Source organism: Rhizobium sp. BR 315, assembly GCF_050577975.1.
In the GTDB taxonomy this organism is placed as follows: Bacteria; Pseudomonadota; Alphaproteobacteria; order Rhizobiales; family Rhizobiaceae; genus Rhizobium; species Rhizobium miluonense.
Genome location: NZ_JARWKZ010000040.1, coordinates 16,998 through 31,237, shown reverse-complemented (window position 1 = coordinate 31,237; position 14,240 = coordinate 16,998). Strand labels below are relative to the sequence as shown.

At 60.9% G+C, this 14,240-nt stretch carries 12 protein-coding genes; 5 read left to right on the top strand and 7 right to left on the bottom strand.

Going from position 1 to position 14,240, the window contains the following annotated elements; translation table 11 throughout:
* Nucleotides 1–134 precede the first annotated feature (134 nt).
* The gene (gene chpT / locus QD409_RS26805) at nt 135–782 is read right to left on the bottom strand and encodes a histidine phosphotransferase ChpT (RefSeq protein WP_430764113.1); all 648 of its coding nucleotides are present in this window, start codon (nt 780–782) and stop codon (nt 135–137) included.
* Nucleotides 783–1,083: 301 nt separating this feature from the next.
* On the opposite strand from chpT, the gene QD409_RS26800 reads away from it, so the two are divergent.
* Nucleotides 1,084–1,695: a DUF1134 domain-containing protein gene (locus tag QD409_RS26800; protein WP_092855987.1), complete on the top strand. Its 612-nt coding sequence runs from the start codon at nt 1,084–1,086 to the stop codon at nt 1,693–1,695.
* Nucleotides 1,696–1,880: 185 nt separating this feature from the next.
* A complete protein-coding gene (locus QD409_RS26795) occupies nt 1,881–3,089 on the top strand; it encodes a hypothetical protein (protein ID WP_430764112.1) in 1,209 nt (402 codons plus the stop codon).
* 20 nt (nt 3,090–3,109) lie between these two features.
* Here the strand turns inward: QD409_RS26795 and QD409_RS26790 are convergent, their stop codons facing one another.
* Nucleotides 3,110–3,940 carry a TrmH family RNA methyltransferase gene (locus tag QD409_RS26790; RefSeq protein WP_430764111.1) on the bottom strand — a complete coding sequence of 277 codons (831 nt, stop codon included), beginning with the start codon at nt 3,938–3,940 and terminating at the stop codon, nt 3,110–3,112.
* A 10-nt stretch (nt 3,941–3,950) separates the two neighbouring features.
* A complete protein-coding gene (locus QD409_RS26785; RefSeq protein WP_430764110.1) occupies nt 3,951–4,328 on the bottom strand; it encodes a hypothetical protein in 378 nt (125 codons plus the stop codon).
* A gap of 50 nt (nt 4,329–4,378) precedes the next feature.
* Here QD409_RS26785 and QD409_RS26780 point away from each other — a divergent pair, with 50 nt between their 5' ends.
* Nucleotides 4,379–5,404, top strand: a complete 1,026-nt coding sequence (locus QD409_RS26780; protein WP_430764109.1) for an RluA family pseudouridine synthase — start codon at nt 4,379–4,381, stop codon at nt 5,402–5,404.
* A gap of 374 nt (nt 5,405–5,778) precedes the next feature.
* Complete coding sequence (gene rpoH, locus QD409_RS26775; RefSeq protein ID WP_092855937.1) at nt 5,779–6,687, top strand: RNA polymerase sigma factor RpoH; 909 nt, start codon at nt 5,779–5,781, stop codon at nt 6,685–6,687.
* An 88-nt stretch (nt 6,688–6,775) separates the two neighbouring features.
* Here the strand turns inward: rpoH and QD409_RS26770 are convergent, their stop codons facing one another.
* From QD409_RS26770 to QD409_RS26755, 4 genes are all read right to left on the bottom strand, one after another.
* Nucleotides 6,776–9,178 carry a hypothetical protein gene (locus QD409_RS26770; RefSeq protein WP_430764108.1) on the bottom strand — a complete coding sequence of 801 codons (2,403 nt, stop codon included), beginning with the start codon at nt 9,176–9,178 and terminating at the stop codon, nt 6,776–6,778.
* 61 nt (nt 9,179–9,239) lie between these two features.
* On the bottom strand, nt 9,240–10,535 hold the full coding sequence (locus QD409_RS26765) for an adenylosuccinate synthase (protein ID WP_430764107.1): 1,296 nt from the start codon (nt 10,533–10,535) through the stop codon (nt 9,240–9,242).
* Nucleotides 10,536–10,738: 203 nt separating this feature from the next.
* A complete protein-coding gene (locus tag QD409_RS26760; RefSeq protein ID WP_245298007.1) occupies nt 10,739–11,536 on the bottom strand; it encodes a class I SAM-dependent methyltransferase in 798 nt (265 codons plus the stop codon).
* A gap of 193 nt (nt 11,537–11,729) precedes the next feature.
* A complete protein-coding gene (locus QD409_RS26755; protein ID WP_092848385.1) occupies nt 11,730–12,584 on the bottom strand; it encodes a GNAT family N-acetyltransferase in 855 nt (284 codons plus the stop codon).
* 325 nt (nt 12,585–12,909) lie between these two features.
* Here QD409_RS26755 and QD409_RS26750 point away from each other — a divergent pair, with 325 nt between their 5' ends.
* On the top strand, nt 12,910–14,232 hold the full coding sequence (locus QD409_RS26750; protein ID WP_092848387.1) for a UDP-glucose dehydrogenase family protein: 1,323 nt from the start codon (nt 12,910–12,912) through the stop codon (nt 14,230–14,232).
* Nucleotides 14,233–14,240 lie beyond the last annotated feature (8 nt).

Genomic DNA, 14,240 nt, shown 5'->3' with positions numbered 1-14,240 from the left:
TAAGGATTCGTTACCGCTACATTATCAATTGCTCGGACAACCATAAGATTTCCTGGCAATGACGGCACACGAAAAAATAAGCCCGCGACCATGGGATGGCTGCGGGCCAGAGAATGGCAAAGACCGAAATCCGTCTATTCGGCCGGTATCTCGGCGATGAAGGTCAGTACTTCCGGCGTCGCATTGTAGGAGAGCTCCATGCCGCTCTCTTCCGCAAGAAGCACCGTGTAGTAAGGCTGGATCGAATGGGCATCCACCGCCTCTTCCAGAGCACCGGAACAAATCTCGGCGAATTTCGGCGGTACTCGCATCAGCCGCCCCTTGGCGGTGATGGTGAACTTGGCGTCAAATTCGGGATTTTCCAGCGTTACTTCGATATTGCCGCCACGCGGGATCGCACCATACGCGACCAGGAAAAGGTTGAGCAGCAGCTTGACCCGGTTCTTCGCGATAATGGCGCGCGGGCCAACCCAGCTGACCTCGGTCTTCTTTTCGGCAGCGGCGAAATCCTTCGCGGCCCGTTCAGCCTCGCCGGTATCGATCGATGCGCCGACCGAGCCGGATGCGCCGAAGGCAAGGCGCGCGAACTTAAGGCGAACCGAAGCATTCAGTGCGCTAGTGCGGATCAGATCCATGGCATCGGCATCGGCACCACCCTCGTCGAGCAGCTCCAGGCCATTGTTGATCGCCCCGACCGGCGAGATCACATCATGGCAGACGCGGCTGCACAGCAGCGCGGCCAGATCTGGTCCGGTCAGAGTGAGGTTTGGATTCTTCGACATTCATTGTCTCCTGAATGCTTGCAAGGCGAAACGTGACTCTACGTTGGCACGGTAAGGTTGCCCGAGGATTGTCACAGCCGGTGTACCGCGCGCCATAATGACACCATATTTGGTAAACCGATTGTTAAGACCATCGACGCAAAATGCATTCATCACCATCTGATCCTTTCGCACGCGAATCGCCCTGCGATAGATGGGCAAAAGGATCTGCTGGAGGGGGCGAACCGTATGGGGCGCGTTCTAGCGAATGTGCTCCGCATCCGTCCCCTATCGCCCCGACCATGATGAACGGATGACTTTCATGCGCTATGAATTCCTGAAGAGAATGCCAAGCCCCGGCACCAGGATGCTTGGCCTCGGCCTGATACTGGCCATTGCTGCATTCGTGAGTTTCGCATTGCCGGTCCGTCAGGCCGCGGCTGCGCCAGGCAATCACTATTCGGCGCAGGAAATCGTCGATGCCGGCCATTCCTTCTTCGGCTCCACCAGCGGCGGCCTCGCCAAGGTGGTCGAGCGGGCCTTCCAGCAATATGGCCTGCCGAATGGCTACATTCTTGGCCAGGAAGGTTCAGGCGCCTTTCTTGCCGGTTTGACCTACGGTGAAGGACAGCTGAACACCAAGAACGCCGGCGAGCATTCGCTTTACTGGCAAGGCCCGTCGCTCGGCTTCGACTATGGCGGCCAGGGCACGCGCGTCATGATGCTGGTCTACGATCTGCCGAGCATCGACAGCGTCTACACCCGCTTCGGCGGCGTCAGCGGCCAGGCCTTCGTGGTGGCAGGCTTCGGCATGACCGTGCTGAAGAACAACAATATCGTCCTTGTTCCGATCCGCACCGGCCTTGGCGCACGCCTCGGCGTCAACATGGGTTACCTGAAGGTCACGCCCAATCCGACCTGGAACCCCTTCTGAGCCCGCTTTTAACATCTCCTCCCAGGCAGCACCTGCTTTGGCCCGCTCGGATTGCGGGCTTTTTCTTTCAGTAAATCCGGCCCTCGCCGGTAAACCATATCCGATTTAAACGCTTGCCCGCATCCCCAGCCCATGATTATTCATTTCACAGAGATCGAAAATAACCCCAGGATACTGGCCGCGTCGTGATTCAATTTGCTCTATTGTTCGGATTGGGCTTTCTGACAGCCGCGCTTCTGGTCTTTCTCATCGCGCCGGCAATCCATCGCCGCATCGTCTGGTTCACCGAAAAGCGCCTGAAAGCGACCATGCCCCTGAGTCCGCAGGAGGTGCGGGCGCAGAAAGATATGGCACGCGCCCTCTTTGCTGCCGAGAACGCCAGAACAGAGCAGGCTCTCACGCAGGAGCGCGACAAGACCGTCACGCTGCAGATCCACAATGGCAAGCTGCAGCAGGAGGCAAGCCGCCTTGTCAGCGGCAACACCGAGCTGCAAACGCGCATCGATGATCTCGAAGTGGAAGCGGGCGAACTGCGCTCGCGCCTGCGGCGTGAAGAAAGCTATATCAGCCAGCTCAAATCAGGCATTCATGCCGCAGAGCAGGCTAGCGCGGAAAAGGAGGCCGATATCGACGGCCTGCGCAAGCGCATGACGAAAATGGCCGCCGATGCGGATAATCTCAAGATCGATCTTGCAACACGCGAAACCGAAATCGAGAGCCTGAAGCTTCGCAATAATGCATTGCGGGACGAACGCGAAACGCTTCGCCAGGATCTGAGCGCCGCCAGCCTGCGCGCGGCAGACGCCGAACAGTCGCTTCGCCAGGAAAATGACAAGAACAAGCGGCTGGAACAACGGCTGGATCGCGAGATCGCCAGCAGCGCCGACAAGGAAACTGCGATCGCCCGGCGCACTCAGGACATTGCGCGCCTGAAAGAACGCCTTGAGGCGGCCGTAAAGGAATCGAGAGAAGCCAGCAAGGTTCTGCGGGCCGCCGGCATTGCCCCGCCGAAGAAGTCGACAAAAACGCCAAAATTGTCCGCTATCCCGATCATTAAGGATACAGCCGACAGTCAGACAAACGCAGCCGCACCGGAACGAACAGTGGAAGATGACATCGCGCACATGACGGAAGAGGTCCGCAACCGGGCCGCAGCCCTTTCGGACCGTCTCCTTAAGGCGCGCTCGCCGGCGCATGAGGAAGCCATACGCGAGGAAATCGCCACCATCGCCGCCAACATGGTGGCGCTGACGGCGCTCAAGGAAGGCAACACCTCGCCCATTCTCGATCTTCTGACCGGAGATAGGAATTCGGAGGATAAGAATTCTGCAGAAGCCGCTTCGCGCACCAGCCTTGCCGACCGCGTGGCGGCATTGCTGCCGAAACATCCCTAGCCGACGGGAAGCTAGCGCCCTTAAATCCGCTTGATCCGCGCAGCCATCTCGAAAAGCGCAATGCCACTTGCGGTCGCGACATTGAGGCTGTCGAGGCCCGGAGCCTGCGGGATGCGCAGGCTGCCGAATCTGGACAGGATGTCCTGAGGCAGCCCATCCCCTTCCGTGCCGACGACAAGCGCCATGCGCTGCGAGGCCGGAACATCGCGAATATCCACTTTGCCGTTGGGAGACAGGCTCCAGATCGCGAAACCGCGATCGGCCATCGCGGAAAGCAAGTCGCGGTCGCGCGACTGCCGGCAATAGGGTACACTCAAAATGGAACCGACCGAGACACGTAGCGCCTTGCGATAGAGCGGGTCGCAGCAGCTCTCGTCGAGCAGCACCGCGTCGGCTCCGAAGGCCGCAGCGTTGCGAAACATCGAGCCCATATTGTCATGATTGGAGATGCCGCAGCCGGCAAGCACGAGCGCCTGTCGCGGCAGGCGGTCGAGAAAGACGCCGAGTTCGGTTTCCGCCTTCCGGCGGCCAAGCGCCAGGACGCCGCGATGCAGATGAAAGCCGACAATTCCATCGAGCACCTCCGCCGCCGCGACGTAGATCGGAACATCGGCCGGGAGGGCCCCGATGATGTCGCTCAGCCCGGAAACGCGGTTTCTAAGCAGCAGTACCTTCTCCGCGGCGAAATCCCCCTCCGCCGCATGCGCCCCGGCAAGGAGCCGCAACACGACAGTGCCCTCGGCGATGAAGCGGTTTTCTCGCCCGGTCAGGTCACGCTCGCGGATATCCCGGAACTCGGCGATACGGGGATCGTCGGGATGCGTGATCTCGATGAGCCGGCCGCTCGTCATCTAAAGGCCGTCAGTTCGACAGGGATATGGTCGCCACGATGCGGCCAATGCCATAGTCGAAGACGATGGCCTGCCGCTGACCGCTGGCGAGCGTGCCGTAAAACAGCACCTGATTTCCCGACAGGGCCGTAGACTGAACGGTAAAGCCTGCCGGCAGCAGGGCCGTCACGGCAGCCGGGGCATCCGAGGGAATATTGGAGGCCGCCTGGCCCGCCGGCTTTGCCGGTTGCTTCATCGTCTTGTAGACAACGGCGCCGAAGACAGCCATAAGGCTCACCACCATGACAGCCGCGGAGACGATCTGCAGGCGGATCATCTTGCGTCGGACTTTCTCCAGGGCCGGATCGAGGGGCTTTTCCTCTTGATCGTCTGGCTCGAGATTCGTCATCGATGCATCCTTGCTGATTGAGAGCGCCTTGGAGCGCCGGAGAAATACGTTTGAGCGACCCCTTTAAAGAAGCCGCGGACAATAGAAAAGTCCTAACCGCCGACGAAAGCGCTGAAGGGCGGCTGGATGCATGGCTGACCGCGCAGTTCGGCAAGGAATTCTCCCGCAACCGCATCCAGGCGATGATCAAGGAAGGTACCGTGCTGCTCAATGGCGAAGCAGTGACCGACGCCAAGCGCAAGGTGCGCCCCGGCGACACCTATGAGATCACCCTGCCCGAGCCCGAGGATCCGACGCCGCAGGGCGAGGATATTCCCCTCGACGTGCTTTACGAGGACGAGGACATCATCGTCATCGCCAAGCCTGCCGGGCTTGTCGTCCATCCCGCCGCCGGCAATTGGACGGGCACGCTGGTCAACGCACTGATCCACCACTGCGGCGACAGCCTTTCCGGCATCGGTGGCGTGCGCCGGCCGGGCATCGTCCATCGGCTCGACAAGGATACGACCGGCGTCATGGTCGTCGCCAAGAACGATGTCGCCCACCGTCACCTGTCGCTGCAGTTTGCCGATCACGGCAGAACGACATCGCTGGAACGTGCCTATCAAGCGATCGTCTGGGGGCGCCCCCGCCAGCTCATCGGCACCATCGATGCGCCGCTCGGACGCTCGAGCACGGACCGCACCCGGCGCGCGGTCAAGCGCCCCACCTCTCAGGATGCCGACGAAGCGATCACGCATTACGAGGTACTGGAGCGCTTCCATGAAGGACCTGACGCAACCGCCCTCGCCTCGCTGGTCGACTGCCATCTCGAAACGGGCCGGACGCATCAGATCCGCGTGCACATGGCGCATATCGGCCATCCGCTCTTGGGGGACGCCGTCTATGGCGGTGGTTTCAAGACCAAGGCCAATCTCTTGCCGGAGCCGGCCAAGCAGCTCGTCAATCGCTTCACCCGCCAGGCGCTCCATGCCTACATGCTGCAATTCGAGCATCCCCGCACCGGCGAGGTCATGCACTTCGAAGCGCCTCTGCCCGGCGACATGGAAGAATTGGTGGAAGCCTTGCGGGCGTGAGCCGCAAGGCTTTGTGGTTAACACGTTCCGCTGGACGCATACGACCTATCGCCCTATAATGCCAAGCGTAGGACCGAAATCCGGTGCGCCGTCTGTTGCTGCAAACGCCGATGCGTTTTGACAGCCGAGACGGTTGGAGCTGACTGCGCCGGAGCCTTCGGGAGGATAACCTCAAGGGCGACGTCACGGCGAGACCGCGGTCACGCTGCTATAACACTTGCGTGATTGCATCCTTGAATCACCGTTTCGCCGTACTTATCTTTACATTGGTTGAGTGCGGGGTCCCCGGACCCGCACGCCTTGGTTCGCTTCGCAGAAGGCGCGCAAATACGCCCCCAGAAGGAACCAAATCTCGAATAGGAGGGTGCACAATCATGGCCCGTAATACCTTACCGTCCATTGCCGCCGGAGAGGCCGGCCTCAATCGTTATCTCGACGAGATCCGCAAGTTCCCGATGCTGGAACCGCAGGAAGAGTACATGCTCGCCAAGCGCTATGCGGAACATGCCGACCGTCAGGCCGCGCACAAGCTCGTCACCAGCCATCTGCGCCTCGTGGCGAAGATCGCCATGGGCTATCGCGGCTACGGCCTGCCGATCGGCGAAGTCGTGTCGGAAGGCAATGTCGGCCTGATGCAGGCCGTGAAGAAGTTTGACCCGGAACGCGGCTTCCGCCTGGCAACCTATGCCATGTGGTGGATCAAGGCCTCGATCCAGGAATATATCCTGCGCTCGTGGTCGCTGGTGAAGATGGGCACGACTGCCAACCAGAAGCGCCTGTTCTTCAACCTGCGCCGTCTGAAGGGCCGTATCCAGGCGATCGATGACGGCGACCTGAAGCCGGAACACGTTTCCGAGATCGCAACCAAGCTGAACGTATCGGAGGAAGAGGTCATTTCGATGAACCGCCGCCTTTCCGGCGACGCTTCGCTGAATGCGCCGATCAAGGCTACCGAAGGCGATTCCGGTCAGTGGCAGGATTGGCTTGTCGACGATCATGACAGCCAGGAAGAGGTGCTGATTGAACAAGACGAACTGGACACGCGTCGCCGCATGCTGGCCCGCGCGATGGGTGTCCTCAATGATCGTGAACGTCGCATCTTCGAGGCTCGCCGCCTCGCCGAAGATCCGGTAACGCTGGAAGACCTCTCGGCCGAATTCGACATCAGCCGCGAACGAGTCCGCCAGATCGAAGTTCGCGCCTTCGAAAAGGTTCAGGAAGCCGTGCAGAAGGATGCACTGGAACGCGCAAAGGCGCTCCGCGTCGTCGAAGCGACGGCTTAACGCCTCCTTCGCGGAAAGTTTCAAAAGTCAAAAAGAAAGGCGGGCCGCGCAAGCCCGCCTTTTTCATGTCTATCGATGCCTGGAGAGCTTACTGGCCGCTCGAAGCAACGCCGCCAAGAGCCTGCCACTCCGCAATCGCCTTGTTGAAGGCATCCGTGCCGGTAGGGCCCTTTTCCATAGTCAGCAAGGCACGACGACCGTTGCGGTAGACGACGGGAATGTCGATCCAGTTACGGCTCTTCAAAAGGTCGAGGTTGGTCTTGCGCGCATCCGGGAAATCGTTGAGAGCGACCATATAGACATCATCGGTAACCTTGGCCGGCACAGCGATGAGGGCATCGCCGCGATCCTGCTCGGTCGCCTTCAGTGCAACACGTTGCACATTGTCGATCGCCCCACCCTCGAAATTCGCCGGCACCTGGAAGGCAAGCTCGATCAGATGGCTGGCAGGAAGCGAAGGGTCCGCATTTCGAGAAACGGTGATCGTTGCCGCCAGGCCGCGATCCGGAACGGTGATAAGACCCTGCACCGAGGGCTCGGGCCGGCCATCGGCGCCTTTGCCTTGCTGCAGCGACCAGCTGACCGTGCCCTGGAAGGCGGAAGGCGACGTCTGGCCGAGGCGCTCCTCATAAAGGAAAACCTTCTGTCCGTCGGTAGCCGAAGCCGTCTGCTGCGCAGCCGGTTGTGAAGGATTGGCGGTGGCGGCCTGCTGTTGATTTGCGGCGGCGGGGGCCTGCTGGCTCGTCGAAGCCTGAGTATCGGCGGCAGGCGGCTGGGCCTGGGGCACACCCGCATTGTTCGCAGGCGGCGTCGTTGCCGCAGCACCAGCAGGCGGCGTTGCCGCAGCGGCCGGAGCCTTGGAAGCCACATTTTGCTCGGCCACGGACTTGCCTTCGACAACGCCAGGCTGAGCACCTGCTGCGGGACCTTTATCCTCTTCCGTGCCATTGGACAGGAGCCGCTGCGTGAACTTGGTATTGACCGTATTGGGATCGCTGTTCAACGCAGCGACATCGGTATTGCCGGCGCCCGCAGGCTTGGCGGCAGCCGCACTATTCTGCGGGAGCGTCGCCGAAGGCTGGGCCGGTGCGCTGTTCGTAGCTTTGTTGCTTGCCGTATTGTTGTTTGCCGGATCCGAGGCGGGAGGCGTCGCAGCACTCTTCGGTGCGGAGCTGACGAGCTTCGTCACCATATTGTTGAGCGCATCGCGGTTCAGCCAAGCGGCATAGCCACCACCGCCCACAACCGCGAGGCCGACAAGCGTCAGGATGATACCGGTAACATTGATGCGGCGACGCTTCGGCTCCATGCGGAAGCTTTTGCCCTGCAGCTTCGCAGCCATCGCCTGATCGAGATCCGGCGGCATGGACGAAGCTCCTCCACGATCCCCTTCCGCGCGCTTGTCGAAACCGGCAAGCTCCTTCAGCTCGCGCCAGCCATCGTTGTCAGTATCGGCATCGGTGCCCGTTTTGCGGGGAGAATGCACGTCGGCGAAGAGATCGACGTCCTCGAAGGCGTTGTCCGACAGCTGCTGGGCGGGCTGCATCGGTTGAGAAGCAGCCGGGCCTGGCTGCAGCTCTTCGAACACATCCGCGTCCCAAGCGAAGGCTTTGTTGGCAGCTGGTGCCGGCGCCTTCACATGTTCGGGTGGCTCTATAGGATGACCGAACACCGTGTCGGCAAAAGCTGCAGCCGGCATGACCGGCTCTTCACGATGCGGAACGGCGGGCTCGGGAGCAGCGCGGTGCAGCGGCGCATCGACCTCAGCCCAGATCTGCTCCACCTGGCTGATGACGTCGTCAACCGCTGCTCTTCCAACCTGCGGCGCAGGAGCCGCATGGACGGGCTCGGCGGCAACAGGCACCACCTCTTCCGCAGGGTGCTGGGGTTCTTCGTGGTAGGTTTCCGGTTCGTCGTGATGGACCGGTTCGTGGGCCGGCTCCACATGAGCCTCGGCATGATGATGCTCGCCAACGTCATGGTGCGCAGCAGCAACATGCTGCCCTTCCTGATGAGGCTCGCTCCATTGCTCTGCGGGCGCAGGCTCCTCTGGCCAATGCTGCTCAACAGATACAGCCGCCTCGTGATGGGCAGGCTCTTCATGGACCGGTTCTGGAGCGCTCGTCTCCTCATGGGCGTGAATCTCGGCAGGGGCCGGCTCAGGTTGATGCGCATGGAGCTCCGGATGAGCTTCGACATGATGTTCTTCGACCGGCTCGGGAGCCGCCGCTTCATGTACGACAGGCGCTTCGGCGACGGGCTCCTCGGCCGCCGGCAGAGCCTCGGCATGTTCGGCTTCGACCTCGACGATCGCGGCTTCGAGCTTGTCGAGCTGGCGGCGTAGCATCTCTTCCGGCGGGCGCGGCTTCATGCTCTCGAGCTGCCGCTGAACGGCACCACGAGCCCGATCGTAAACCTTGACCCGCATCTCGGGAGTATTTTCCGTCAGGCCGTCAACGGCCCGTCGAATGACTGCTACAAAATCCGCCATCAGTACTTTCTCATGATGCCCAGCGAGCAGCCGGGCCGGGATTCGTCATAGGTTCGCGACTTTAGCCCTCAAAGGGGTCCGTCACAAGTATGGTGTCCTCGCGCTCAGGGCTGGTCGAAAGCAGCGCCACCGGTGCACCGATCAGTTCTTCAACCTGGCGGACATACTTGATCGCCTGGGCTGGCAGATCGGCCCATTTGCGTGCGCCGACGGTCGACTGCTTCCAGCCTTCAAGCGTGATGTAGAGCGGCTCGACACGAGCCTGCGCCGCCTGGCTCGCCGGCAGATAGTCGATCTCCTTGCCATCAAGCTTGTAGCCGACGCAGATCTTCAGCTCGTCGAGGCCATCGAGCACGTCGAGCTTGGTAAGCGCGATACCGGTGATACCCGAGGTCTTCACCGTCTGGCGCACCAGCACGGCGTCGAACCAGCCGCAACGGCGAGGACGGCCGGTATTGACGCCAACTTCGCGGCCGACGGTCGACAGATGCTTGCCGATCTCGTCGTGCAGTTCGCATGGGAACGGCCCTTCGCCGACGCGGGTCGTATAGGCCTTGGTGATGCCGAGGACATAGCCGAGTGCCGTCGGTCCGAGACCGGAGCCGGCAGCGGCCTGTCCGGCAACCGTGTTGGACGAGGTCACGTAAGGATAGGTGCCGTGGTCGTTATCGAGCAGCGCGCCCTGCGCACCTTCGAAAAGGATACGGGCGCCGGCCTTGCGCTGCTCGTCGAGCAAGCGCCACACCTGATCGATATAGGGCAGGATGTGTTCGGCGACGGAAGTCAGCTCGTGATGCAGGGCATCGAAGGAGATTTCGTCGACGCCCATGCCGCGGCGCAGCGCATTGTGATGGGTCAGAAGCCGGTCGATCTTGGCCGGCAGAGTCTCCGGCTCGGCGAGGTCGATAGCGCGGATGGCGCGGCGGCCGACCTTGTCTTCGTAAGCCGGGCCGATACCACGGCGCGTCGTGCCGATCTTCGTGCCGCTGTTGGAAGCGGCATCTTCCCGCATGGCATCGAGGTCGCGATGCAGCGACAGGATCAGCGGCGCGTTTTCGGCGATGCGCAGCACGTCGGGCGTAACGGCAACGCCTTGTGCACGCAGTTTTTCAACTTCGGCGACGAAATGATGGGGATCGACCACGACGCCGTTGCCGATGACGCTCAGCTTGCCGCGCACGAGGCCGGAGGGCAGCAGCGCCAGCTTGTAGCTGACACCGTCGACGACAAGCGTATGACCGGCATTGTGCCCGCCCTGAAAGCGCACAATCACATCGGCGCGTTCCGAAAGCCAATCGACAATCTTGCCCTTGCCTTCATCGCCCCATTGTGAACCGATCACTACAACGTTCGTCATTCTTCAATTCCCGCTTCCTGCGCACGGAGGCGCGCCTTGCTCAAACCCGCGCATCTATAAAGCTTTGTTTTTGGGAAAGCGACCCTGTTGTCTCAGGAGATTCCGCTTTTTGCATGACGAATCAGCACGCCCAACAGGATTTCTCCCTCGGAACGGCCGGACGGGGCCAGGATCGACCGCGTCCGGCCGGCGTCGATTCCCGATCAGATACCGGGTTTATGCGCGACGACGTGAAAGTATTCATGCTCAGGCAACGCAACGTCGCCGATCGCCTCTCCATCCAGGTCGAGCAGCAGCGCAGGCGTTGCAAAGCCGGCCTCGGCCAGCTGCGACTGGAGCTGCATGGGTGTCGTCGCATAGACCATCACGCCGAAATCGTGTGCGCCGTGCAACAGGATGGTATGTTCGCCATCGCGCTGTTCGAGGGGCCTCAAACGATGCTGACGCAAGGTACCGGCGATGCGCCCTTCGACATAGCGAAGCGTCCTCAGCCCGAGCCGCACCGGATTGGCCGTCCATTCCAATCTGCGATAGTCGATATGATGCTCGAAACCATGCCAGCCGCGATGAAATGTGGAGAAGACGAAAGCACCACCGGAGGCAAGAACACGGGTCGCCTCGAGCAGAACAGCCCGCCGGCCATCGGCATCGACCGAGTCGATACCATTATAGCTGAAGACGACAAGATCGAAGCTGGCATCCTGGAATGCCGACAGATCGCGCGCATCCATGATCTCGAAACGGAGATCGGGGTGATTATGGCGACAAAGGTCGACCATCTCGGGCGTGTAGTCGATACCGACGTAGTCGCTGGCAGTCGCACGCAAGAGATCGGCTGTGCGGCCCCCACCGACACCGATATCGAGAATGCGCCCCCTGCCCGCTCGCGGGGTAGCAATGGAGAAAGCGATGCGCTCGCCTTCATTGAGATAACCGCTGCTGCGGCGATAATCCCGCAAGGCCCAGGGATTGCGCCAGGTCTGCCGGTTAATACTTTCCATGACATGCATAGCCGGACTCCAACAAAGAAAATGAACAATCATTGTTCGATTTTTCCCCTAGGCGCCCCCGGACGATCTATATATTAGCTGAATCGGAGATGCAGCTGCTAAGGTTGTTTAAACCTCCAACCGAGCCATTAATCGTCTGTTAGGGTTAACGACACGGCTTCTTGCCGGCGAAACGTGAGCGGCGCTAGCCGAGTTCGAGCGTGGTCACGCCGAACACGCGATCGAGCGGTATCTCCGGCGCCTTGCCGCGATACATGCGGGCCGTCTCGAAGACCGGCGACAGACCACAGTCTTCTGCGAGTTTGATACCTTGTACATTGTCTGCCGGCACGTCCAGATAGACCGGTGCCCCCTCTGCCTCGCCCAGCAGCCTTGCCAGCAAGGCCCGCGCTACGTCCGGCTTGTTGGCGAAAAGCGGACCGATCTTATAGCCGTGGAAACAGCGGCGAATGGTCCCGTAGCCGCGAACCCTGCTGCCACCGCCGACGATGAAGGTTGTCCGTCTTTCCGGTGCCCCACACCATGCCTTGATGAAGGAATGGCGCAGACCGGGGAAGATTCCAGCATCGTAATGCACCAGCCCTTCAAGCTTGCCATTCGTGACCGGCACGACCTGCCCCGACTGATCTCCTATGTCGGGTGCTTTGGCGATGCCGGCGTAGCGCAGCGTCCGATAGGCTGTTTCGAAGCCGTGGCGGCGGTAATAATCCTGCTGTGCAACGACGCCGTCCAACCCGACGATACGATTACCGGCGAGCATCATGCCCTTGTTCCAGAGCTGCTTGCCATATCCTCTGCCGCGAAATTCCGGGTGCAGCATGTAAAGGCCGAGAAAGGCAAAGCTCTCGCCATACCGGACGACCGAGATACAGCCGACCGGCACCTCTCCAATCGCGCCGACGAGGAAACCCGATGGATCCGCCTCCCAGAATGCAGGGGCATCATCGACACCGGGATTCCACCCCTCCTGCCGAGCCCATTCCAGAGCGAGTTCCAATTCCCCGGCTCGCATTGTACGCACGGCAAAAGTCGATTTCATGCAATAGTCCCGAACCGCCCATTCTATTTCGTTCCAGCGGAACGATTACCCTTGATTCATCATGCGGCAACATGTTGCCGATCACAAGCGAGAGGTATGATAAGCTTAAAGTACAAAGGCTTCGTTTAACTTTGCACCCAGGTAACGGCACCAGTAGAACGACGGAAATGCAAACAGCTTCTGTGACACTTCTGTCGCAATTGTCCCGGCCGAGGATATCGCATATAGGCGGCACGAATGATCCTGTGTATAAGCGCAGGTGATCGCCAATGCCGGCTCCGCGTCTTAACGCCGGGCCTGGCGCCAGCAAGAGGATTGAAGTTTCATGCGCATCACGATGATCGGCTCGGGGTATGTAGGGCTTGTGTCTGGCGTCTGCTTTGCCGATTTCGGCCATGACGTTATCTGCGTCGACAAGGACGCCAGCAAGATCGCAGCGCTGCAGCACGGCGAGATGCCGATCTTCGAACCAGGCCTCGAACAGCTCGTCGCAGATAATGTCCGTGCCGGGCGCCTCTCCTTCACGACGGAGGTCGAGACGAGCGTTGCCGGAAGCGACGTCGTCTTCATCGCCGTCGGCACGCCTTCTCGCCGCGGCGACGGCCATGCCGACCTCTCCTACGTTTACGCCGCCGCGCGCGAGATCGCAGAGCACGTCAAAGGCTTCACCGTCATTGTTACGAAATCGACCGTGCCGGTCGGCACCGGCGACGAAGTCGAGCGCATCGTCCGCGAAACCAATCCGCAGGCCGATGTCGCGGTCGTCTCCAATCCGGAATTCCTGCGCGAAGGTGCTGCCATCGAGGACTTCAAACGTCCGGACCGCATCGTCATCGGCCTCAATGACGATCGCGCCCGCGGCGTCATGACCGAAGTCTACCGGCCGCTCTACCTCAACCAGGCACCGCTGCTCTTTACCGCCCGCCGCACGTCGGAGCTGATCAAATACGCCGCCAACGCCTTCCTTGCCATGAAGATCACCTTCATCAACGAGATGGCCGACCTCTGCGAAAAGGTGGGAGCCAATGTGCAGGAAGTCTCGCGCGGCATCGGCCTCGATGGCCGCATCGGCTCGAAATTCCTACATGCCGGCCCCGGTTACGGCGGCTCCTGCTTCCCGAAGGACACGCTGGCACTGGCAAAAACCGCCCAGGATTTTGACAGCCCCGTGCGCCTGATCGAAACCACGATCTCCATCAACGACAACCGCAAGCGCGCCATGGGCCGTAAGGTGATCGCGGCGATGGGCGGCGATATCCGCGGCAAGACCATTGCCGTGCTCGGCCTGACCTTCAAGCCGAATACGGACGACATGCGCGACAGCCCGGCGATCTCAGTCATCCAGACGCTGCAGGATGCCGGCGCGACGGTGACGGGCTACGATCCGGAGGGCATGGACAATGCGCGCCTGTTGATCGACAACATCGCCTATGCCGACGACGCCTATGCTGCGGCGCGCGGTGCCGATGCGCTCGTCATCGTCACCGAGTGGAACCAGTTCCGCGCGCTGGACTTCGCCCGGCTCAAATCCGTCATGAACGCGCCGGTCCTTGTTGACCTTAGAAACATCTATCGCCATGACGAGGTCACAAAGCACGGCTTTGCCTATACAAGCGTCGGCAGACCCTCTAACGACGCCACACTGTAAGCAAAGGC